General features: G+C 71.7%; 19 protein-coding genes. 16 read left to right on the top strand and 3 right to left on the bottom strand.

Annotated features, from left to right (window positions below; genetic code table 11):
- The first annotated feature begins 82 nt into the window (after positions 1-82).
- The 3 genes from pobA to pcaC all read left to right on the top strand — a co-directional run bounded on the left by pobA (position 83) and on the right by pcaC (position 2667).
- Positions 83-1276, top strand: coding sequence for a 4-hydroxybenzoate 3-monooxygenase (pobA, locus tag L7N97_RS11660; RefSeq protein WP_237478440.1), 1194 nt, complete (start codon positions 83-85; stop codon positions 1274-1276).
- 190 nt (positions 1277-1466) lie between these two features.
- Positions 1467-2267 (top strand): 3-oxoadipate enol-lactonase, encoded by an 801-nt coding sequence (gene pcaD, locus L7N97_RS11655; protein WP_237478439.1) that lies wholly within the window; start codon positions 1467-1469, stop codon positions 2265-2267.
- Complete coding sequence (gene pcaC, locus L7N97_RS11650) at positions 2260-2667, top strand: 4-carboxymuconolactone decarboxylase (RefSeq protein WP_237478438.1); 408 nt, start codon at positions 2260-2262, stop codon at positions 2665-2667. The genes pcaD and pcaC overlap by 8 nt, the downstream gene beginning before the upstream one ends.
- A 193-nt stretch (positions 2668-2860) precedes the next feature.
- On the opposite strand, the gene L7N97_RS11645 is transcribed toward pcaC, so the two are convergent.
- Complete coding sequence (locus L7N97_RS11645) at positions 2861-4744, bottom strand: bifunctional sugar phosphate isomerase/epimerase/4-hydroxyphenylpyruvate dioxygenase family protein (RefSeq protein WP_237478437.1); 1884 nt, start codon at positions 4742-4744, stop codon at positions 2861-2863.
- A gap of 160 nt (positions 4745-4904) precedes the next feature.
- Here L7N97_RS11645 and L7N97_RS11640 point away from each other — a divergent pair, with 160 nt between their 5' ends.
- The 11 genes from L7N97_RS11640 to L7N97_RS11590 all read left to right on the top strand — a co-directional run bounded on the left by L7N97_RS11640 (position 4905) and on the right by L7N97_RS11590 (position 16710).
- Entirely contained in the window at positions 4905-5828 is a 924-nt protein-coding gene (locus tag L7N97_RS11640; RefSeq protein ID WP_237478436.1) for a LysR substrate-binding domain-containing protein, read from the top strand.
- Positions 5829-5916: 88 nt separating this feature from the next.
- Positions 5917-6828, top strand: coding sequence for a shikimate dehydrogenase (locus L7N97_RS11635; protein ID WP_237478435.1), 912 nt, complete (start codon positions 5917-5919; stop codon positions 6826-6828).
- 92 nt (positions 6829-6920) lie between these two features.
- A complete protein-coding gene (locus L7N97_RS11630) occupies positions 6921-8300 on the top strand; it encodes an MFS transporter (RefSeq protein WP_237478434.1) in 1380 nt (459 codons plus the stop codon).
- 26 nt (positions 8301-8326) lie between these two features.
- Positions 8327-9055, top strand: a complete 729-nt coding sequence (gene pcaH, locus L7N97_RS11625) for a protocatechuate 3,4-dioxygenase subunit beta (protein WP_237478433.1) — start codon at positions 8327-8329, stop codon at positions 9053-9055.
- On the top strand, positions 9055-9687 hold the full coding sequence (gene pcaG, locus L7N97_RS11620; protein ID WP_237478432.1) for a protocatechuate 3,4-dioxygenase subunit alpha: 633 nt from the start codon (positions 9055-9057) through the stop codon (positions 9685-9687). Before pcaH ends, pcaG begins: the two co-directional genes overlap by 1 nt.
- A 192-nt stretch (positions 9688-9879) precedes the next feature.
- On the top strand, positions 9880-10920 hold the full coding sequence (locus L7N97_RS11615; RefSeq protein WP_237478431.1) for a 3-carboxy-cis,cis-muconate cycloisomerase: 1041 nt from the start codon (positions 9880-9882) through the stop codon (positions 10918-10920).
- Between the two features lie 9 nt (positions 10921-10929).
- A complete protein-coding gene (locus L7N97_RS11610; RefSeq protein WP_237478430.1) occupies positions 10930-11760 on the top strand; it encodes a 3-oxoadipate:acetyl-CoA acetyltransferase in 831 nt (276 codons plus the stop codon).
- 60 nt (positions 11761-11820) lie between these two features.
- The gene (locus tag L7N97_RS11605; protein ID WP_237478429.1) at positions 11821-12891 is read left to right on the top strand and encodes a GSU2403 family nucleotidyltransferase fold protein; all 1071 of its coding nucleotides are present in this window, start codon (positions 11821-11823) and stop codon (positions 12889-12891) included.
- A 435-nt stretch (positions 12892-13326) separates the two neighbouring features.
- On the top strand, positions 13327-13662 hold the full coding sequence (locus L7N97_RS11600) for an SWIB/MDM2 domain-containing protein (protein ID WP_237482189.1): 336 nt from the start codon (positions 13327-13329) through the stop codon (positions 13660-13662).
- Positions 13663-13837: 175 nt separating this feature from the next.
- Positions 13838-15019, top strand: a complete 1182-nt coding sequence (locus L7N97_RS11595; RefSeq protein WP_237478428.1) for a CaiB/BaiF CoA transferase family protein — start codon at positions 13838-13840, stop codon at positions 15017-15019.
- Positions 15016-16710 carry a thiamine pyrophosphate-binding protein gene (locus L7N97_RS11590; RefSeq protein ID WP_237478427.1) on the top strand — a complete coding sequence of 565 codons (1695 nt, stop codon included), beginning with the start codon at positions 15016-15018 and terminating at the stop codon, positions 16708-16710. The genes L7N97_RS11595 and L7N97_RS11590 overlap by 4 nt, the downstream gene beginning before the upstream one ends.
- On the opposite strand, the gene L7N97_RS11585 is transcribed toward L7N97_RS11590, so the two are convergent.
- Complete coding sequence (locus L7N97_RS11585; RefSeq protein ID WP_237478426.1) at positions 16704-17351, bottom strand: L,D-transpeptidase; 648 nt, start codon at positions 17349-17351, stop codon at positions 16704-16706. The two genes, L7N97_RS11590 and L7N97_RS11585, sit on opposite strands and share 7 nt — an antisense overlap.
- 881 nt (positions 17352-18232) lie before the next feature.
- On the opposite strand from L7N97_RS11585, the gene L7N97_RS11580 reads away from it, so the two are divergent.
- Positions 18233-19222 (top strand): aldo/keto reductase, encoded by a 990-nt coding sequence (locus tag L7N97_RS11580; protein ID WP_237478425.1) that lies wholly within the window; start codon positions 18233-18235, stop codon positions 19220-19222.
- 38 nt (positions 19223-19260) lie between these two features.
- Complete coding sequence (locus L7N97_RS11575; RefSeq protein ID WP_237478424.1) at positions 19261-20115, top strand: oxidoreductase; 855 nt, start codon at positions 19261-19263, stop codon at positions 20113-20115.
- Here L7N97_RS11575 and L7N97_RS11570 read toward each other — a convergent pair.
- Positions 20112-20591 carry a class I SAM-dependent methyltransferase gene (locus L7N97_RS11570; RefSeq protein WP_237478423.1) on the bottom strand — a complete coding sequence of 160 codons (480 nt, stop codon included), beginning with the start codon at positions 20589-20591 and terminating at the stop codon, positions 20112-20114. The genes L7N97_RS11575 and L7N97_RS11570 overlap by 4 nt on opposite strands.
- Positions 20592-20621 lie beyond the last annotated feature (30 nt).

Here is a 20621-nt window from a genome sequence, read left to right as displayed (position 1 = left end):
GGCGATCGCTCTCCGGCGGGTCTATCGTCCGGCGGACGCCGTGGCAGGGCCGCGCCGCGCGGGGCAGGGGGAGCGACGCCGCATGGTCGAGGGTCGGAGCAGGACGAGGCGTCAGGTCGGGATCGTCGGGGCGGGGCCGGCCGGCATGCTGCTCGGGCACCTGCTGCGCCAGCACGGCATCGACGTCGTCATCCTGGAGCGCCGCGACCGCGCCTATGTCGAGGGCCGCGTCCGCGCCGGCGTGCTGGAGCGGGGCACCGTCGATCTGCTCGCGCGGCTCGGCCTCGACCGGCGCCTGAGGCGCGAAGGCCTCGTCCATTCCGGCACGGTGCTGTCGGTCGACGGGGATGCCTTCCGCATCGATTTCGCGGCGCTCACCGGCGGCGCCACCGTGACGGTCTACGGCCAGCAGGAGGTGATGAAGGACCTGTTCGACGCCGCCGAGACGCGCGGCCTCGACGTCGTCTTCGGCGCCGAGGATCTCCGGATCGAGGATGTCGAGACCGACACGCCCCGCCTCCGCTACCGGCGCGGCGGCGTCGACCACGTCGTCGACTGCGACGTGGTGGCGGGCTGCGACGGCTTTCACGGCGTCAGCCGCGCCGCCATCCCGGCGGGCGTGCTCGAGACTTTCGAGCGCGTCTACGCCTTCGGCTGGCTCGGCATCCTGGCCGACGTGCCCCCGGCGGATGGCGAGCTGATCTACTGCTCGCACGCGCGCGGCTTCGCCCTCGCCTCCATGCGCTCGGCGACGCGCAGCCGCTACTACCTGCAATGCTCCGCCGGCGAGCGCGTCGAGGACTGGCCGGACGAGCGGTTCTGGGACGAGCTGTGCCTGCGCCTCGGCCCGGAGGTGGCGAGCCGCGTCACCCGCGGCCCCTCGTTCGAGAAGACGGTGGCGCCGCTCCGGAGCTTCGTGGGCGAGCCGATGCGCCACGGCCGGCTGTTCCTCGCCGGCGACGCCGCCCACATCGTGCCGCCGACCGGCGCCAAGGGCATGAACCTCGCCGTGTCGGACGTGACCATGCTGGGCGAGGCGCTGGTCGACTTCTTCGAGGAGGGCGCGACGGCGGGCATCGACGGCTACTCGGCCCGCGCCCTGGCCCGCGTGTGGAAGGCCGAGCGGTTCTCCTGGTGGTTCACCGGCCTGATGCACCGCTTCCCCGACACGGACCCGTTCGCGCGGCGGATGCAGGTGGCGGAGCTCGCCTACATCCGCGGCTCCCGCGCCGCGCAGACCACCCTGGCCGAGAACTACGTCGGCCTGCCGATGTGAGGCGCGAACCCGTGACGCCCGGACGCCGTTGCTCTACCTCCCTCATCCTTCGACACGGGGCCTTCGGCCCCGGCTCAGGACGAGGAGGGGGGTCCGTGAGCGGCCATCTGTCCTCACGACGGGGCTCCGCCCCGCAACTCCGCCGAAGGCCGACCGCCTTCGGAAACCGAACCAGAAGGACACGCCCGCCATGATCTTCGTCGAGAGCGGCGACGCCGTCATCCACGCCGAGCTGATCGGCGACCCCGAGGAACAGCCCGTCCTCTGCTTCGTGAACTCGCTCGGCACGGACTTCCGCATCTGGGACCAGGTCGCGTCCCACTTCGCCGAGGACTATTGCCTGCTGCTCTACGACAAGCGCGGCCACGGCCTGTCGGACCTCGGGCAGGGGCCCGTCACCATCGACCGCCACGTCGACGACCTCCTGGCCCTGGTGGACCACTTCGGGGTCGACCGCTTCGGCCTCGTCGGCCTGTCGATCGGCGGCCTGATCGCCCAGCGCCTCGCCGTGCGCGCGCCCGAGCGGCTCGCAGCGCTGATCCTGTGCGACACGGCGGTCAAGATGGGCGACGCCGCGAGCTGGAACGAGCGCATCGCCAGGATCGAGGCGGGCGGCATGGAGGCGATCGGCGACGCCACGATGGAGCGCTGGTTCACCGCCGACTACCGCGCCGAGGAGGACATGCCGCTGCGCATCTGGCGCAACATGCTCACCCGCCAGTCGGCGAAGGGCTATATCGCCTCCTGCGAGGCGATCCGCGACGCCGACCTGTCGAACGAAGCGCCCCGGATCGACGTGCCCACCCTCGTGCTCGTGGGCGACGCCGACGAGGCGTCCCCGCCCGACCTCGTCCGCGCCACGGCGGAGATGATCCCCGGCGCGCGCTTCGCCGTGATCGAGGGCGCCGGGCACCTGCCCTGCATCGAGCGGCCGGACGAGATGGCGGCGCTGATGACCGAGCTCCTGGACCAGGTCACCGACGATGACTGACGACGCGCGCTATCAACAGGGCCTCGCCGTGCGCCGCTCGGTGCTGGGCGAGGCCCACGTGGCGCGGGCCTCGGCCGCCGTCACGCCCTTCGACGCCGACTTCCAGCGCTTCATCACCGAGGGGGCCTGGGGCTCGGTCTGGTCGCGGCCGGGCTTCACCAAGCGCGAGCGCTCGATCGTGACGCTGGCGCTCCTGGCCGCGCTCGGCCATCACGAGGAGGTGGCGCTGCACGTGCGCGCCACCGCCAACACCGGGGCGACGCCGGACGACGTGGCGGAGGCCATGCTGCACGTCGCCGTCTACGCCGGCGTGCCGGCCGCCAACAGCGCCATCAAGGTCGTCAAGCAGACCTACGCGGCCATGGAGGCCGAGGCGGCGAAGGGGCAGGGGAGCGCCTGAGCGTCGGACGCCCGCACCCCCGCACCCGGTCGGCCCCCTCCACCGCCTCTCGGGCGGTCCCCCTCCTCCGTCGCACGGAGGGGGATCGCGGTGGCCCGCGTCATGCGCCGATCCTCCTCGGCCGAGCGGAGGAGGGGGACCATGCGAAGTTTGGTGGAGGCGGCGGACGGGGCGCGACCGAGCCGATCTCCCGCTACCGCCGCGGGATGGCCGGGGGGCGCGACAGGCGGTTCTGCGCCGCGAGGCGCACCGCCGCGTTGGTGGCCCCGAAGCCCCGGTAGCCGCCGCGCCGCTCGACGATCTCGAAGAAGAACAGCTCGGCGAAGGTCGTGGTGAAGAGCTGGAGGAACTCCCCCTCGCCGTCGCGCTCGACCATGATGCCGAGGCTTCGGAACTCCGCCAGCACCGCGTCGGGCAGGTCGAAGCGGGCTTCGAGGTCGTCGTAATAGTTCTCGGGGATGGGCAGCGTGGCGAGGCCGGCCTCCCTCAGGGCGCGCGCCGTGGCGACGATGTCCGCGGTCTCGAAGGCGATGTGCTGCACGCCCGAGCCGGAGAACTCGCTGACGAAGCGCGCCGCCGCGGTCCCCTGGCCCTGCGAGCCGTTGAGCACGAGGCTCAGCGACTGGTCGTCGTTCTCGACGACGAGGCTGTGGACGAGGCCGCGCGGGTCGGCGATGTCGAGGCCCGGCGTTTTCCCGAGGTCGAGGATCGACGTGTAGAAGAGCAGCCAGGACAGCATCTCGTCGTGGTCCATCGACTGCGCGACGTGGTCGATGCCCCGCAGGCCGACCGCGCCGGGCTCCGGCGCCGGGGTGACGGGCACGAAGTCGACGTCCCACAGGCGGGACAGGTCGCCGTGCGGGTCGACGAAGTAGAGCAGGCTGCCGCCGACGCCGCGGATGGCCGGGATCTCCAGCTCGCCCTCCAGCACCTTCTGGTGGAACGGCGTCGCGCCGAGCGCCTCGGCCCGCGCCATCACGGCCGCGGCGTCGGCGACCCTGAGGCCGATGGCGCAGACCGACGGGCCGTGCACCAGGTAGGACGAGTGCGCGAAGCCGTGCGGGTCGCCGTTGACCACGAGATTGACGCCGTTCTGCGACCAGAGCGCCACCCGCTTCGACCTGTGCGTGGCGGTGCGGCGAAAGCCGAGCGCGCCGATCAGGGATTCGAAGGCCGGCGCTTCCTCGCCGAGGGCGAACTCGATGAACTCGACGCCGGAGGAGCGCGACCGCGGGGGCAGGGCATCCGCGGCGCGCGGGTCGAGCCGCTTGCGCACCTCGTCGTCGAGGTAGACCAGCGAGCGGTGCCCATCCACCGCGACGGCGCCCGCCGACCCGGCCCGGAAGCTGTCGTTGAAGATCTCCAGGGACAGCACGCCGTCGTAGCCCGTCGCCCGCACGGCTTCCCAGAACTGGGCGAGCGGCAGGTCGCCCTGCCCCGGCATGGAGCGGAAGTGCCGGCTCCACGACAGGAGGTCCATCTGCAGGCGCGGCGCGTCCGCCATCTGCACGAGCGCGATCCTGTCCTGCGGGATGGCCCTGATGCTGGCCGTGTCGATGCCGCGCGACAGGGTGTGGAAGCTGTCGAGGATGAGGCCGACCGCCGGATGGTCGGCGCGCCGCACGATCTCCCACGCGTCGCGGTGGTCGCTGACGAAGCGGCCCCAGGCCAGGGCCTCGAAGCCGACCTTCAGCCCCCGCCGCGCCGCCCGCTCGCCGAGCTCGCGCAGGTCCGCGGCGGCGCGGTCGATGCCGCCCTGCGCGTGCGGCGACACGCTGGAGCAGACGAGGAGCAGCTTCGCGCCGATCTCCTCCATCACGTCGAACTTGCGCTCAGCGCGGTGGAAGGCGCGGGTGCGGAACGGCTCGGGCAGGCCCTCGAAGTCGCGGAACGGCTGGAACAGCGTGACCTCGAGGCCCGCGTCGCGCACCATGCGGCCGACCTCGCGCGGCGAATGGTCGAAGGCGATGAAGTCCTGCTCGAAGATCTCGACGCCGTCGAAGCCCGCCTGGGCGATGGCGGAGATCTTCTCCTCGAGGGTGCCGCTGATGGACACGGTGGCGATCGATGTCTTCATGGCGCGTCCGGGCTCCGGCGGCGGGGCCGTCCGCCGCGGCAGATCACGGGAAGCGCTTCCAACGGCCTCCCCGGCGGGGCATCCTCTCCGAAGCCGCCGCCCCCGTCCATCCTTCGGCCCGAGAAGGGACGGGGCGGCGAGCCGGGGAGGACGGCCGCCGATGATGACGCTGCGCCAGATCGAGGTCATCCGGGCCGTGATGGTGGCGGGCAGCGTCAACGGCGCGGCCAAGATCCTCAACGTGTCGGCGCCCGGCATCAGCCGGCTCGTCAAGCACGCCGAGCGCGCGCACGCCGTCCGGTTCTTCGACCGGCGCAACGGGCGCTTCGTCCCGACCGCGGAGGCGCGCAGCATCTTCGAGCAGATCGACGAGGTGTACCGCAAGATCGACGACCTCGGCGACACCATCACGGCCATCGGCCGCGGGACCTCGTCGGAGCTGCGGATCGGGGCCGTCCCCAGCATCGCGCAGGTGATGGTGCCCCGCGCGGTCGCGGCCGTGCGCCGGCGCTACCCGGACCTCAGGTTCAACATCAACGTGCTCAAGCTCGAGGAGGTGCTGAACCACCTGCTGCTCGACAAGGTGGAATGCGTGGCGATGAGCTACCGCCTCGACCATCCCGGCCTCGACGTGCATCCGCTCGCCGCGGGCGAGCTGTTCTGCATCGTCCCCGACCGTCACCCCCTGGCGGCGCGGCCCGTCGTCAGCGCGGCCGAGATCTGCCGCCACCCGCTGATCGGCATCGACGCCGCCGACCCCTACGGCGCCGTCATGGCGGGCCTGTTCGCCGGCCTGAAGCTCGCCTACGACGTCCCGATCCGGGCGCGGTTCGGCTCCACCGTCTGCGCGCTCGTCAAGGCGGGGCTCGGCATCGCCGTGATCGACCAGTTCACCCTGGCCGACGCCATGCCGGGCGTGACGATGCTCCCCATCGCCGAGCCCACGCGCTTCGAAACCTTCGTCGCGACGAAGCGCGGCTCGGAGATGTCCGTGCACGCCGCGCATTTCGTGGAGCGGCTGCGCGCGGAGATGACGGCCGCCGAGCCGGCGGTCGCGCGGCTGAAATTAACGCGAAGTTCATAGCAGGGCCGATCTTGATCATGGCGCGGAGCGCCGATCGGCGTCATCCTGCATCCCAGCGATCGGAATACAATCCGGCGAGGAGGCGAGGATGGCGGCGGGGGATGAAGTTGCGGGCGCTGCGGCGGCGTCCGTCCGAACCCGCGGGAGCCGTCGGCCCGCGCTCCTGCTCGGCCTGATCGGCCAGAACATCGGCGCCTCGCTCACGCCCGAGATGCAGATGCGCGAGGCCGAGGCGCAGGGGATGCGCTGCGTCTACCGCCTCATCGACCTCGCCGCGCTCGGCGTCGGCGTCGAGGCGCTGCCCGACCTGCTGGCCGGCGCTCAGCGCCTCGGCTTCGACGGGCTGAACATCACCCATCCCTGCAAGCAGGCCGTGATCCCGCTGCTCGACGAGCTGTCGCCCGACGCCCGCGCGCTCGGCGCCGTCAACACCGTGCTGTTCCGGGACGGCAGGCGCATCGGCCACAACACGGACTGGTCCGGCTTCGCGGAGCCGTTCAGGCGCCACATGGCCGGCGTGCCGCTCGGGCGCGTGGTGCAGCTCGGCGCGGGCGGGGCCGGCGCGGCGGTGGCCCATGCGGCGCTGACGCTCGGCGTCGAGCGGCTCACAATCTTCGACACGGACCGCGACCGCGCCGAGGCGCTCGTCGCCAACCTCGATACGACCTTCGCGGGGCGTGCCGCCGTCGGCGAGGACCGGAAGGCCTCCCTGGCCGAAGCGGACGGGCTGATCAACGCGACGCCGATCGGCATGGAGGCCCATCCCGGCCTGCCGCTGCCGGCCGAGCTGCTCCACCCCCGCCTCTGGGTCGCCGAGGTGATCTACTTCCCGCTGGAAACCGAGCTCTTGCGCCGCGCGCGGGCGATCGGCTGCCGCACGCTCGACGGCGGCGGCATGGCGGTGTTCCAGGCCGTGGAGGCGTTCCGGCTCTTCTCGGGCCGCGAGCCGGACAGCGAGCGCATGGTCGCGGCCTTCGGCGCCATCCGGGCCGGGAGCTGAGAGGTTTCGGCGGCCCGCGCGGGCCGCAGACGTTGCGAACGAGCGGCCCACCAGAAGGCCGCCGACCCCACCACCATCAGGAAGGACACGCCATGGACGGCTCACAGGTCAGCGCGCATTCCAGGAATCAGTCGAAGAAGGCCGCGGCGAGCGGCTGGATCGGTTCGGCGCTCGAATATTACGACTTCTTCATCTACGCCACCGCCTCGGCGCTGGTGTTCCCGCAGCTGTTCTTCCCGTCGACCGACCCGAACACCGCCATCGTGGCGTCCCTCGCCACCTACGGGGCCGGCTACGTGGCGCGGCCGATCGGCGCCTTCGCGCTGGGCCACTGGGGCGACACGCACGGACGCAAGAACGTGCTCCTGCTGTGCATGTTCCTGATGGGCTTCTCGACCATGGCGGTCGGCCTGCTGCCGACCTACGGCCAGGTCGGCGTCTGGGCGCCCGTCCTCCTCGTGATGATGCGCCTGATCCAGGGCTTCGCCGTGGCGGGCGAGATCTCGGGCGCCTCCTCGATGATCCTGGAGCACGCGCCCTTCGGCCGGCGCGGCTACTTCGCCAGCTTCACGCTCCAGGGCGTGCAGGCCGGGCAGATCCTGGCCGCCGCCGTGTTCCTGCCGCTGGCCCGCTTCATGCCGACGGACAGCTTCAACGCCTGGGGCTGGCGCGTGCCCTTCCTGCTCTCCGCGCTGGTGATCGTCGCCGGCTACGTCATCCGCCGCGAGGTGGAGGAGACCCCGGCCTTCGCCGAGGAGAGCGCGGAGCGCGCCGTGCCGCGCGCGCCCATCCCCGAGGCCTTCCGCCTGTCGTGGGACGACATGCTGCGCGTCGTCTGCATGGCGCTGATGAACGTCATCCCGACGGTCGCGACCATCTTCGGCGCCGCCTACGCGGTGCAGCCCGCCTACGGCATCGGCTTCGCCAAGGACGTCTACCTCTGGATCCCCGTGGTGGGGAACATCGTGGCCGTGCTGGTGATCCCCTACGTCGGCGCCCTGTCGGACCGCATCGGCCGGCGCCTGCCCGTCATGGTCGGGGCGGTCGGCTCGGGCCTGCTGTCCTACGCCTACCTCTGGGCCATCTCGATCGGCAGCGTGCCGCTGGCCTTCGTCCTGTCGATCCTGATGTGGGGCATCGTCTACCAGGGCTACAACGCCGTCTACCCGTCCTTCTATCCGGAGCTGTTCCAGACGCGGGTGCGCGTGACCGCCATGGCGATCGCCCAGAACGTCGGCACCGCCATCACGGCCGCCCTGCCGGCGCTCTTCGCCTATATCGCGCCCCCCGGCTCGACCGGCATCCCGGTCACGATCGGGACCTTCGCCCTGGTGGTCACGCTGATCTCGGCGGCGGCGGCCTTCACGACGCGGGAAACCTACCGCATCCGCCTCGCCGACCTCGGCCATCGTGACGCCACGCCGGAGGCGTTCGACGGCCCGGCCGGCGGCATGGCGCAGGCGCGGGTGTGAGGCCCGGAGACCAGGAGGAGGGGGCCATGTCGGACCACAAGGGCAGCTTCTACCAGCGCGACCGCGACTGGCACCCGCCCGCCTACACGCCCGACTACAAGACGAGCGTGCTGCGCTCGCCCAAGCAGGCGCTGCTGTCGATCGACAACACGATCTCGGAGATGACCGGCCCCGTCTTCGGCCACGCCATGCTGGGGCCGCGCGACGACGACCTCATCACCAACTGGTCCAAGACCGGCGACGCCATCGGCCAGCGCATCGTCGTCCACGGGCGCGTGATGGACGAGAACGGCCGCGGGCTGCCGGACACGCTGGTCGAGTTCTGGCAGGCCAACGCGGGCGGGCGCTACCGCCACCACAAGGAAACCTACCACGCCGCGCTCGACCCCAACTTCGGCGGCTGCGGGCGCTGCATCACCGCGGCGGACGGCTCCTACCGCTTCCGCACGGTCAAGCCCGGCGCCTATCCCTGGCCCAACCGCGTCAACGACTGGCGCCCGGCGCACATCCACTTCTCGCTGTTCGGCCACGCCTTCGCGCAGCGGCTGGTGACGCAGATGTATTTCGAGGGCGACCCGATGATCTGGCAGTGCCCGATCGTCGGCACGATCCCCGACAGGCTCGCCGTGGAGCAGCTCATCGCCGCGCTCGACCGGCAGAACACCACCCACATGGACTCGCTGGCCTACCGCTTCGACATCGTGCTGCGCGGCCGGCGCTCGACGCCGTTCGAGAACCGGATGGAGGGGAACTGATGAGCCTCGGCGTGCCCCGTCCCGTGTACAAGGAATCCCCGTCGCAGACGGCCGGACCCTACGTCCACATCGGCACCAACCCCAACTGGGTCGAGATCACCGGCGTGTGGGAGGGCGACCTCGGCCTCGTGCTGGTCGGGCCCGACACGAAGGGCGAGCGCATCCTGGTGCGCGGCCGCATCTTCGACGGGCTCGGCAAGCCGCTCAACGACGCCCTCGTCGAGATCTGGCAGGCCGACGCCGACGGGCTCTACAACAGCGCCGAGGAGCGGCGGGGCAGGGCGGACCCGAACTTCGCCGGCTGGGGGCGCCAGCCCACCCACCGCGAGACGGGCGAGTTCCGCTTCGAGACGATCAAGCCCGGCCGCGTGCCCTATACGGACGGGCGGCCGATGGCCCCGCACATCACGGTCTACATCGTGGCGCGCGGCATCAACATCGGCCTGCACACCCGGATGTATTTCGGCGACGAGGCCGCGGCCAACGCCGAGTGCCCGGTGCTGAAGCGCATCGAGCACCCGTCGCGGCGGGAAACCCTGATCGCGCCGCGGAGCGAGGAGGACGGCCTGCCGGTCTACACCTTCGACGTCCACCTCCAGGGTCACCACGAGACGGTGTTCTTCGATGTGTGAGCCCCTCACGACGTGGCCCCCTTCTCCCCTCGCGGGAGAAGGTGCCCTGACGCAGTCAGGGCGGATGAGGGGGCATGGCTCGACCTCGCAGGGTCGAAAGGATGATCGTCGAGCGTTGCGCCGGACCCCCTCATCCGACCCGACTTCGTCGGGCCACCTTCTCCCGCGAGGGGAGAAGGGGAGCGTCGCGCCATGACCCTGCTCTCCGCCCTCGCCGGCGATCCCGAGATCGAGGCCTTCTTCACCGACGAGGCCGACCTCGCCGCGATGCTGCGCTTCGAGGCGGCCCTCGCCGAGGCTCAGGCGGCCGCCGGCATGGTGCCGCTGGAAGCCGCCGCGCGCATCGCCGGGGCGCTCGCCTCCTTCGCGCCCGACTGGGCGGCGCTCCGCGCCGGCGTGGCCCGCGACGGCGTGCCCGTGCCGGAGCTGGTGCGCCAGCTCCGCGCCGCGATCGGTGAGCCGCACGGAAAACACCTCCACCGCGGCGCCACCAGCCAGGACGCCGTCGACACGAGCCTCATGCTCCGCCTCGGCCCCGCGCTCGACGTGCTCGACACCCGCCTCGACGCGCTCGACGCCGCCCTGGCCGCCCTGTCGACCCGCGACGGCGCGGTGCCCCTGATGGCGCAGACCCGCATGCAGCGCGCGCTGCCGTTCACGGCCGCCGACAAGGTCGAGACCTGGCGTGGGCCGCTGCCGCGCCACCGCGCCCGGCTCGCCGCGCTGCGCCCCCGCGTGCTGCGCCTGCAGCTCGGCGGCCCCGTCGGCACCCGCGCCGAGCTCGGCGCCTATGCCGAGGCCGTCGCCGCGCGCGTCGCCGGGCGCCTCGGCCTCGCCGACTCCCCCGCCTGGCATGCGCAGCGCGACGGCGTGGCCGAGCTCGGCGCCTGGCTAGCGCTGGTCTGCGGCAGCCTCGGCAAGATAGGCCAGGACGTCGCCCTCATGGTGCAGAACGAGGTCGGCGCGGCGCGCCTCGCCGGGGGCGGCACGTCCTCGGCCATGGCCCACAAGTCGAACCCCGTCCCGGCGGAGCTGCTGGTGAGCCTCGCGCGGCTCGCGGCCGGCCTGTCCGGCACGCTGACGGGGGCGCTCGTCCACGAGAACGAGCGCTCGGGCGCCGCCTGGACGCTCGAATGGCTCGTCCTGCCGCAGCTCGTCGTCGCGGCCGGTGCCTCGCTGCGCACGGCGCTGTCGCTGGTCGAGCGCCTGTCCTTTCCGATCCGCCCCGCCTGAGAGGCCGCCATGCCGTCCCCCGTCATCATCGCCATCGCCATCACGGGCTCGGTGCCGCGCAGACGCGACAACCCGGCCCTGCCGGTGACGCCGTCCGAGCAGGTCGAGTCGACCCACGCCGCCTTCGAGGCCGGCGCCACGCTGGTCCACATCCACGTGCGCGAGCCCGACGAGTCGCCCTCCTCCGACCCCGAGCTGTTCCGGCAGGTGCAGGAGGGCGTGCGCCGGCACTGCCCCGGCATGATCGTGCAGTTCTCGACCGGCGGCCGCGGCCGCACCCCGGCGCAGCGCTCGGCCGCGCTGGAGTTCCGGCCCGACATGGCGTCGCTGTCGACCGGCTCGGTCAACTTCCCGTCCATCGTCTACGAGAACCAGCCGCCGCTGGTCGACGAGCTGGCCGGCAAGATGAAGCATTTCGGCGTGAAGCCCGAGATCGAGGTCTTCGACCTGTCGCACATCCACGGCGCCAAGCGCCTCGTCGACGCCGGCCTGATGGACCGCCACGCCCACCTGCAGTTCGTTCTCGGCGTGAAGAACGCCATGCCGGCGATGGAGCGGCTGCTCAAGGTCCTGGTCGAGGAGGCCCGCGCGGCGCTGCCCGACATGACCTGGACGGCGGCCGGCATCGGCCGCCACCAGAGCGAGGTGGCCGACTGGGCGCTCGGCATGGGCGGGCACATCCGCACGGGGCTCGAGGACAACATCCGCATCACGAAGGACCGGCTCGCCTCCGGCAATGCCGAGCTGGTGCGCGTCGCTGCGGACCTCGTGGCCAAGCACGGCCGCGCGGTGGCCACGGCCGCCGAGGCCCGAAGCCTCCTGCGCCTGCCGGCCGCATAAGGCCTGGCCTGGCTGGGCAGGGCGGATTAGGCTTTTCAACAGTCGAGCGGAAAAACCGACATGACTGTTGAAAATCTTCCTTTTCAGAGCCCTGACGGCGACCAGCGCCGCGAGACGATCAACACGCGCCAGCGCTTCGACCTGTTCCGAGACGCCAAGGCGCGCGCGGACGGCTACCGCGGGTCCATGGTCTTCGCCACCGTGAACGGCGGAGACTACCTTCTGCGCAGCTTCTACGATCCGAAGACCGGACGCCGCCGTCAGACGTCGCTCGGCCCGCGCAGCCCCGACGCGGAGCGGACCAAGGCCGAGTTCGACGCCGGGCGGCGGCAGGCAGAAGAGCGGCTCGCGGCGGCGCGGGACGCGGTCGAGCGGCAGGCCGGCCTGAACCGCGCGCTCGGCCTCGGCCGCGTTCCGTCGCTCGCCGCGCGGATCGTCCGCGCGCTCGACGCGGCGGGCCTGATGGGGCGCGGCCTGCGGGTCGTCGGCACACACGCGCTCTACGCCTACGAGGCCGCGGCGGGAATCCACCTCGCCCCCGACGTGACGACGACGGAGGACATCGACCTCCTGTTCGATGCGCGGGCCTCCATCGTCCTGCAGGCCGGGGAGGATCTCCCCGAGCGATCGTTGATGGGGCTGCTGAGGCGGGTAGACCGGTCCTTCGAGCGCGGGCGCCAGACGTTTCGGGCGTCGAACCGCGACGGCTTCCTGGTCGACCTGGTCCACCCCATGCGGCATCCGCCTTGGCGCGCCGAGCAGACCGGCGTCGCCGACCCCGCGACAGACCTCGACGCCGTGCAGATCGAGGGGCTGATCTGGAGCGAGAATGCGCCGCCCTTCTCGGCGACGGCCATCGACGCGCGGGGCTTCCCGCTGCACATCGTGGTGCCCGACCCCCGCGCCTTCGCGGTCCACAAGCTATGGATGTCCCGCCGTCCGGACCGCGATCCGTTGAAGACGGGCCGGGATGCCGCCCAGGCGCGCGCCGTGGCGGCCCTCGTGGCCAGGCACATGCCGCATCTGCCGTTCCGCCCCGAGGAGCTGCGCAGCTTCCCGCGCGACGTCGTGGAAGCCGTGGCGCCGCTCTTCGCGGGCGCACGCGCCCCGGACGCACGATTCGACGGCTGATCGTGCAGCCCGCGGCCGAGTCCGCGCCGGCGGAGAGACGGCGTTAACGATGCCGTGTTTAGGCTCCTCATGACGGCGGGATGCCGCGGGGGCGGGCTTTCCCCTGCTTCAAGACAGGCCGGCGGGAACGCTGAAGCCCTGCGCGCATTCGGAAATCCGGAAGGGCCGCTCCACAGGCGATTGCCGCCGCGAGCCCGCCCGGACTACGCTCGACGATTAGGCCTGTTCCGGTTCCACGGCGCGGGTCCGAGGACGGCATCGGGACAGCAGGAGACGATCGAGATGGCGACGAAAGCGAAGGCGACCGCCGAGGCGGCCGAGAAGCCCGCCCCCAAGGCGGCCGAGAAGCACGAGCCCAAGGCCAAGGCGGCCAAGCACGCCAAGGCCGAGACCCACGAGGACGACAAGTCCGAGCCGGTCACCGAGGAGGAGCGCGTGCCGAAGGGCGCCGCCGCCAAGAAGAGCACCGGCAAGGCCCCCAAGGGCGAGAAGGTCGCCGAGGCCGACGCCAAGACCTCCACCAAGGGCCCGGCCAAGGCGCTCGGCAAGCCCGTCACCCCGTCCAAGGACCTCGCCGAGATCGTCGGCGACGAGCCGCTGCCCCGCACCGCCGTGGTCAGCAAGATGTGGGACTACATCCGCAAGCACGAGCTGCAGAACCCCGAGGACAAGCGCGAGATCCTCGCCGACGACAAGCTGAAGGTCATCTTCGGCAAGGACAAGGCGACGATGTTCGAGCTGAACAAGCTCCTCTCCTCGCACCTCGCCTGAGTATCGAGACCGGCGGGGCGCTCGACCGGCCCCGCCCCTCGGCCCGTGCCGATTGGGGGATGCAGGCCGCGCCCGTCCGCGTCGGGCCGGCGCCGCGGTGGCGTCCCGCATCGGTGAAGCGTTGGCTTGCCGGCGCAAACCTGCTTAGACCCGGGCATCGCCCCGGGTCATCCGCATGTCACCACCCCTCCACGGCATCCGCGTCCTCGAGCTGGCCCGCATCCTGGCCGGCCCCTGGTGCGGGCAGCTCCTCGCCGACCTCGGCGCGGACGTCGTCAAGGTCGAGCGGGCGGGGGCCGGCGACGACACGCGGCAGTGGGGGCCGCCCTTCGTCCCCGCGGCCGACGGCTCCGACCTCGGCGCCGCCTATTTCCACAGCTGCAACCGCGGCAAGCGCTGCGTCGCGGCCGACTTCGAGGCGGAGGAGGGCCGGGCCCTCGTGCGCCGCCTGGCGCTGCACGCCGACGTGGTGGTCGAGAACTTCAAGGTCGGCGGCCTCGAGCGCTACGGGCTCGACCCGGCCTCGCTGCGCGCGCTGAACCCGCGCCTCGTGGTCTGCTCCATCTCCGGCTTCGGCCAGGACGGCCCCTACGCGTCCCGCGCCGGCTACGACTTCCTGATCCAGGGCATGGGCGGCGCCATGTCGGTCACCGGCGAGGCTGACGGCCCGCCCACCAAGTCCGGCATGGCCGTCGCGGACCTGTTCACCGGCCTCTACGCCGCCAACGCCATCCAGGCGGCGCTGATCCGGCGGGCCGTCACGGGGGAGGGGGCCACGATCGACTGCGCCCTGCTCGACAGCCAGGTCGCCATGCTGAGCTCGCAGGGGCTGAACTACCTCGTCTCGGGCCGCGAGCCCCGCCGCCTCGGCAACGCCCACCCCTCCATCGTGCCCTACGACGTGTTCCCGGTCGCGGACGGCCACGTCGTCATCGCCACCGGCAACGACGGGCAGTTCCGGCGCCTGTGCGACGTGCTCGGCGACCCGGCGCTCGCCGCTCACCCTGATTACACGACCAACCGGGGCCGCGTCGCCCAGCGCGCGGCCCTGACCGCGGCGCTCCACGCGCTCACGTCGCGCCGAGCCGCGGCGGAGCTGCTGGCCAGACTCGACGCCGCCGGCGTGCCGGCCGGCCCCATCAACACCGTGGGGCAGGTCTTCGCCGACCCGCAGGTCGCGGCGCGGGGCATGGCGCTCCGGCTGCCCAACCCGGCCGCGGAGGGGGGCACGACGCCCGGCATCCGCTCGCCGATCCTGATCGACGGCGCGCCCCAGGCGAGCCCGCGCCCGGCGCCGGGCCTCGACCAGCATAGGGACGAGATCCTGGCCGACCCGGCCTGGGGAGGACATGCATGACGGACATCGCGCCCCGCACCGGCGGCCGCATCCTGGTCGAGGGCTTGGCCGCGCAGGGCGTCGGCCACGTCTTCTGCGTGCCGGGCGAGAGCTACCTCGCGGCGCTCGACGCGCTGCACGATTCGCCGATCCGACTCACGGTGTGCCGCCACGAGGCCGGCGCCGCCATGATGGCGGACGCGGTGGCGCGGCTCACCGGTCGCCCCGGCGTCTGCATGGTGACGCGCGGCCCCGGCGCCGCCAACGCCATGGCGGGCCTCCACGTGGCCGAGCACGATTCCGTGCCGCTGATCGTCTTCGTCGGGCAGGTCGGGCGCGCGATGCGGGGCAGGGGGGCGTTCCAGGAGCTGGACTACGCGGCTGTGTTCGGCACGGTCGCCAAATGGGCCGTCGAGGTCGACGACCCGGCCCGCCTGCCCGAGGTGATCTCGCGCGCCTTCCACGTGGCGCTGCAGGGCCGCCCCGGCCCCGTCGTCGTGGCCCTGCCCGAGGACGTTCTCACGAGCGTCGCCGCCGTCGCGGACGCGCCGCGCGTCGAGCCGGCGCTGCCCTGGCCGGGCCTGCCGCAGATGGCGGAGTTGCAGAAGATGCTCTGGGCCGCCGAGCGGCCCGCGATGGTGCTGGGCGGCTCGGGCTGGACCGCGCAGGCCTCGGCCGCCGTGGCGCGCTTCGCCGAGCGCTTCGACCTGCCGGTCGCCTGCTCGTTCCGCCGCGCCGGCCTGTTCGACGCCGCGCATCCGAACTACGCCGGCGAGATCGGCATCGGGCCGAACCCGAAGCTGCGCGACCGCCTCGCGGGGGCCGATCTGCTGCTGCTCGTCGGCGCCCGCATGGGCGAGATGCCGTCGCAGGGCTACACGCTGCTCGACGTGCCGGTGCCGCGCCAGCGCCTCGTGCACGTCCACCCGGACGCGGGCGAGATCGGTCGGGTCTACGCCCCGGCGCTCGGCATCCACGCGGCGGCCCGCACCTTCGCGGCCTCGCTCGAGGCCGTGCAGCCGCCGCAGGCGATCCGCTGGTCCGGCGCGGGGGCCGCAGCCCACGCCGACTACCTCGCCTGGACGGAGCGCCCCCCCGCCGTGCCGGGCCCCGTGAACATGGGCGAGGTCGTGTGCTGGCTGCGAGAGCATTTGCCGGCGGACGCGATCGTGGCCAACGGGGCCGGCAACTACGCGATCTGGCCCGGCCGGTTCCACCGCTTCCGCGCCTTCAACGCCCAGCTCGCGCCGACCTCCGGCTCGATGGGCTACGGCGTGCCCGCCGCGATCGGCGCCAAGCGGCTCGACCCGTCGCGCACGGTCGTGGCCTTCGCGGGCGACGGCTGCTTCCTGATGACGGGGCAGGACTTCGCCACGGCGGTGCAATACGGCCTGGCCGTGATCGTGGTCGTGGTCGACAACGGCATGTATGGCACGATCCGCATGCACCAGGAGCGCGAATACCCGGGCCGGGTCAGCGGCACGGCGCTGCGCAACCCCGACTTCGCCGCCTACGCGCGCGCCTTCGGCGGCCACGGCGAGACGGTGGAGCGGACGGAGGACTTTCCGGGCGCCTTCGCGCGGGCCGAGGCGTCCGGCCTGCCGGCCATCCTCCACGTCAAGGTCGACCCGGAGGCCATCACCCCCGCAACCACGCTGAGCGCGATCCGGGAGCGAGCGGGGCGCCGAGGCCCCTCTGGGTCCTGTCAGTAGCCGCTCAGGACCGCCCCGAAAGGGTCATCCAGCCAGTCGCCGTAGCTCGGCGCCCGCCGCACCGCGGCGTAGCCGAGGGCCGGCTCGCGGTAGCGGTCCTGGCGGGCGTAGTCGCGGTGGCGGGTGCGGCGCGTCACGAGGGGTTGGTCGTCGTCGGCATAGGCCACAGCCTCGGGTTCGGCATGACGGCGGCGGGCGACCTGCACCTCGCCGCGGCCGGGGCGGCTGCCGACGATGTTGATGCTGGCCCCCTCGGCCTTGACCATGTCGTAGAGCTGGGCGGCGTGGGCCGGCGACAGCCGCACGCAACCGTGCGACGCGGCGGCGCCGAGCGAGCCGGTCGCGTAGGTGCCGTGGATCGCGTAGCCGCCGTGGAAGAAGATCGAGTGCGGCATCGGCGAGTTGTGGTATTTCTTGGAATAGTGCATCGCCTGGAGGCTCTGCACGCCGTAGTGCCCGTTCGGGGTCACGTAGCCCATGCGCGCCGTCGAGACGGGCCAGTCGTAGGCGGCGCCATTCGCGGAGCGGACGTGCATCGTCTGCGTCGACAGGTCCACCTGGATGTCGACGGCGGCCTCGGCCGGAGCGGCCCACACGCCGAGGCTCACCAGAACGGCGGCGACCAAACCCATCACACGCATGGACGCACTCCGTCGTTGCAACGTCTGCCCGATTGAGGCCATATTCACGCTTCGATCTTGCCGTGTAAAGGCGCGATCAGGAACACGGTTGACGATCCGCCCCGCGTCGTGGCTGGGCGGCGCTCGATGAGCACCACCGGCGCCTGACGCCGTTCAGGCAAGCTGCGTAACCCCCGTGAGCAGTCATATACCCGGAAGAAGACGCGGTGCTCTCAGTTACGATTGCCGCAGATCTTGATCGTGCGCCATCATGATCATCGTCGTCAGTTGTTTAGCATTCACTTTATCGATAAATATCTGCAACATGCAGGGATACACTGAATGATATTTGGTCGGTAGTGCGGTCGCCTCGTTGTCGAAAATCAAAAATTGTTTATCCACATGGGTGGAAGACTGGAAAGGCTGGTCTGCATATGAGTTTGGAGTACGTCGCCGCGAAGGAACTGACGGACACGACGGGCCTGCGCAACAGCCATCCGAAGAAAGACTTGAGGCAATTTATGCGCCGCTTTGCATTCGTGAACGCGCAGTTCGAAGTTCCTGAGAGATGATCCGCGCAAGGGATCGAATTGTCACTTGAAGTAATTCGTGATGATTTATCTGTACGAATATCGAAAGTGATATTTATTCGTTCTGTGTTTGTATGCACCGTCTGTTGATAGCTGGCGTTCCACTCACAGTGCTCCAAAGCAGGATGCAGCTGCGCCCGACGTCGCCGAGATGTCGCGGAGGTCGTCCCTTCGACTCTCTGCGGCCGCGACTCGGCAAGCGCGACGATGGCTCTCCGTTCCGCGCCTTCTTCCGCAACCATCACCGTCGCCCCGCCGTTTGCATGCACCTCGGCGCCGGACCGCCGCGCCGGACCACGAGGAGACCGCCCCATGCTGCCCACCCGCGAACTCGGCTGCCAGGGCCTGGAGGTGTCGGCCATCGGCCTCGGCTGCATGGGGATGAGCCAGTCCTACGGCACGCCGGACGACGAGGAGTCGATCCGGACGATCCACCGCGCCCTCGACCTCGGCGTCACCTATTTCGACACGGCCGAGGTCTACGGCCCCTTCACCAACGAGAAGCTGCTCGGCCGCGCCCTGAAGGGGCGGCGCGACGGCGTCGTGGTGGCGACCAAGTTCGGCTTCCGCATCGGCGACGACGGCAAGCAGACCGGCACGGACAGCCGCCCCGAGCACATCCGCGAGGTCGTCGACGCCTCGCTCGGGCGCCTCGGCCTCGACCACATCGACCTCCTCTATCAGCACCGCATCGACCCGGCCGTGCCGGTCGAGGAGGTGGTCGGCGCCGTGTCGCGGCTGATCGAGGCCGGCAAGGTGCGCTTCGTCGGCCTGTCCGAGGCCGGCGCGTCGAACATCCGCCGCGCCCACGCGACCCACCCCGTGTCGGTGCTGCAGAGCGAATATTCGCTGTGGGAGCGCAACCTCGAAGAGGAGATCATCCCGCTGCTGCGCGAGCTCGGCATCGGGCTCACCCCCTTCAGCCCGCTCGGCCGCGGCTTCCTCACCGGCGCGGTGCGGCGGGCCGAGGACTATCCCGAGGGCGACTATCGCCGCAACGACCCGCGCTACAAGGGCGAGAACTTCGACCGCAACGTCGCCGCGGCCAGGCGCGTGAACGCGGTGGCGCAGTCCAAGGGCGCCAAACCCGGCCAGATCGCCCTGGCTTGGCTCCTCGCCAAGGGGGACGACATCGCACCCATCCCCGGCACCAAGCGCCGGACCTACCTGGACGAGAACGTCGCAGCGGCCGACATCCGCCTCGCGCCGGACGAGGTCGCGGCGCTCGACGCCGCCCTGCCGCCCGGCTCGATCGCGGGGCCCCGCTACACGGACGCCCAGATGGCCATGGTGGACCGCTGAGCCCCCAATAGTCACGAAATATTTCGAGGATTTCGCATATGTCTGATCAGTCGACGCCGGTGTGGTTCATCACCGGCTGCTCCACGGGCTTCGGCCGCGAACTCGCGAAGCTGGTGCTCGACCGCGGCTGGCGGGCCGTGGTGACGGCGCGCGACAGGGAACGCGTCGAGGATCTGGCGAAGCTCGGTGGCGACCGCGCCCTCGCCCTGTCGCTCGACGTGATCGACGACGACGAGATCGAGGCCGGCGTGAAGGCGGCGGTCGAGAGGTTCGGCCGCATCGACGTGCTGGTGAACAACGCCGGCTACGGCTACCTGTCCTCCATCGAGGAGGGCGTGCCCGAGGAGGTGCGCGCGCAGTTCGAGGCCAACGTCTTCGGCCTCTTCGCCATGACGCGCGCCGTGCTGCCCGTGATGCGCAGGCAGAAGAGCGGCCACGTCATCAACATCGCCTCCGTGGCGGGCTTCTGCGGCTTCCCGGGCTCGGGCTATTATGCGGCCTCGAAACACGCGGTCGAGGGCTTCTCGGACTCGCTGTCGAAGGAGATGGCGCCGCTCGGCGTCAAGGTCACGGTGGTGGAGCCCGGCCCCTTCCGCACCGACTGGGCCGGCCGCTCGATGGCGCAGACGAAGAGCACGATCCCGGACTACGCCGAGACCGTGGCGGCGCGCCTCGCCACGACCTCCAGGAACAGCGGCACCCAGGCGGGCGACCCCGTGCGGGCCGGGCAGGCGATGATCGACCTCGTCGGCGAGGCCAACCCGCCCCTCCACCTCGTGCTCGGCGAGTGGGGCCACGATGCGGTGGTGAAGAAGCTGCGCGACACGCTGGCCGAGGTCGAGGGCCGGCGCCAGACCGCGCTCGACACCGACTACCCGGCGGGCGAGCGTTAGACGCGCCGCAGCACGTGGTAGCGCCCCTCGGCCACGCCGGGGGGCAGCGGCTCGGGCGCGAGGTCCGGGTGGGGCAGCGCGCCGCCGCTCACGGCGTATCCCCCCGGCACGAGCAGCCGGGCCGCGAGCGCCGGCAGCCAAGTCAGGAGTTCGGCGTCGCCGGCCTCGTCGCCGGTCTCGATGTCGGCGTGCACCAGGGCCGCGCAGCCGTCCGGCCAAGCCGCGGCTGTGTCGCGGAGGTGCCCGACCACGAAGTCCTCGAGCGCGGGGCGGGGCCTCACGCCCTCCACCACCACGCTCTCGAAGACCACGATGCGGCGGTCCGGGAGCAGCCCGCGCAGGTGGTCGTAGGTGCGGGCGCTGCCGAGGCCGAACTCCAGGACGAGGCCCGGCACGCCGTCGAGCCGGCGCGGCAGGGCGTTGAGGATGTCGCGCTGGGCCTGCATGCGGCGGATGAAGGAATCGAGGCGGCTCATGGCGCTCCCGTGACGGGCGATGCACCTCTC

The organism is Lichenibacterium dinghuense, assembly GCF_021730615.1.
GTDB lineage: Bacteria > Pseudomonadota > Alphaproteobacteria > Rhizobiales > Beijerinckiaceae > Lichenihabitans > Lichenihabitans dinghuensis.
Note: the sequence above shows the minus strand (reverse complement) of the source record. Positions and strands in the feature narration are given on the sequence as shown.

Excerpts from the sequence above, each read along its gene's own strand:
- pobA (WP_237478440.1), top strand. The coding sequence starts at position 83 with ATGGTCGAGGGTCGGAGCAGGACGAGGCGTCAGGTCGGGATCGTCGGG.
- pcaD (WP_237478439.1), top strand. The coding sequence starts at position 1,467 with ATGATCTTCGTCGAGAGCGGCGACGCCGTCATCCACGCCGAGCTGATC.
- pcaC (WP_237478438.1), top strand. The coding sequence starts at position 2,260 with ATGACTGACGACGCGCGCTATCAACAGGGCCTCGCCGTGCGCCGCTCG.
- L7N97_RS11645 (WP_237478437.1), bottom strand. The coding sequence starts at position 4,744 with ATGAAGACATCGATCGCCACCGTGTCCATCAGCGGCACCCTCGAGGAG.
- L7N97_RS11640 (WP_237478436.1), top strand. The coding sequence starts at position 4,905 with ATGATGACGCTGCGCCAGATCGAGGTCATCCGGGCCGTGATGGTGGCG.
- L7N97_RS11635 (WP_237478435.1), top strand. The coding sequence starts at position 5,917 with ATGGCGGCGGGGGATGAAGTTGCGGGCGCTGCGGCGGCGTCCGTCCGA.
- L7N97_RS11630 (WP_237478434.1), top strand. The coding sequence starts at position 6,921 with ATGGACGGCTCACAGGTCAGCGCGCATTCCAGGAATCAGTCGAAGAAG.
- pcaH (WP_237478433.1), top strand. The coding sequence starts at position 8,327 with ATGTCGGACCACAAGGGCAGCTTCTACCAGCGCGACCGCGACTGGCAC.
- pcaG (WP_237478432.1), top strand. The coding sequence starts at position 9,055 with ATGAGCCTCGGCGTGCCCCGTCCCGTGTACAAGGAATCCCCGTCGCAG.
- L7N97_RS11615 (WP_237478431.1), top strand. The coding sequence starts at position 9,880 with ATGACCCTGCTCTCCGCCCTCGCCGGCGATCCCGAGATCGAGGCCTTC.
- L7N97_RS11610 (WP_237478430.1), top strand. The coding sequence starts at position 10,930 with ATGCCGTCCCCCGTCATCATCGCCATCGCCATCACGGGCTCGGTGCCG.
- L7N97_RS11605 (WP_237478429.1), top strand. The coding sequence starts at position 11,821 with ATGACTGTTGAAAATCTTCCTTTTCAGAGCCCTGACGGCGACCAGCGC.
- L7N97_RS11595 (WP_237478428.1), top strand. The coding sequence starts at position 13,838 with ATGTCACCACCCCTCCACGGCATCCGCGTCCTCGAGCTGGCCCGCATC.
- L7N97_RS11590 (WP_237478427.1), top strand. The coding sequence starts at position 15,016 with ATGACGGACATCGCGCCCCGCACCGGCGGCCGCATCCTGGTCGAGGGC.
- L7N97_RS11585 (WP_237478426.1), bottom strand. The coding sequence starts at position 17,351 with ATGCGTGTGATGGGTTTGGTCGCCGCCGTTCTGGTGAGCCTCGGCGTG.
- L7N97_RS11580 (WP_237478425.1), top strand. The coding sequence starts at position 18,233 with ATGCTGCCCACCCGCGAACTCGGCTGCCAGGGCCTGGAGGTGTCGGCC.
- L7N97_RS11575 (WP_237478424.1), top strand. The coding sequence starts at position 19,261 with ATGTCTGATCAGTCGACGCCGGTGTGGTTCATCACCGGCTGCTCCACG.
- L7N97_RS11570 (WP_237478423.1), bottom strand. The coding sequence starts at position 20,591 with ATGAGCCGCCTCGATTCCTTCATCCGCCGCATGCAGGCCCAGCGCGAC.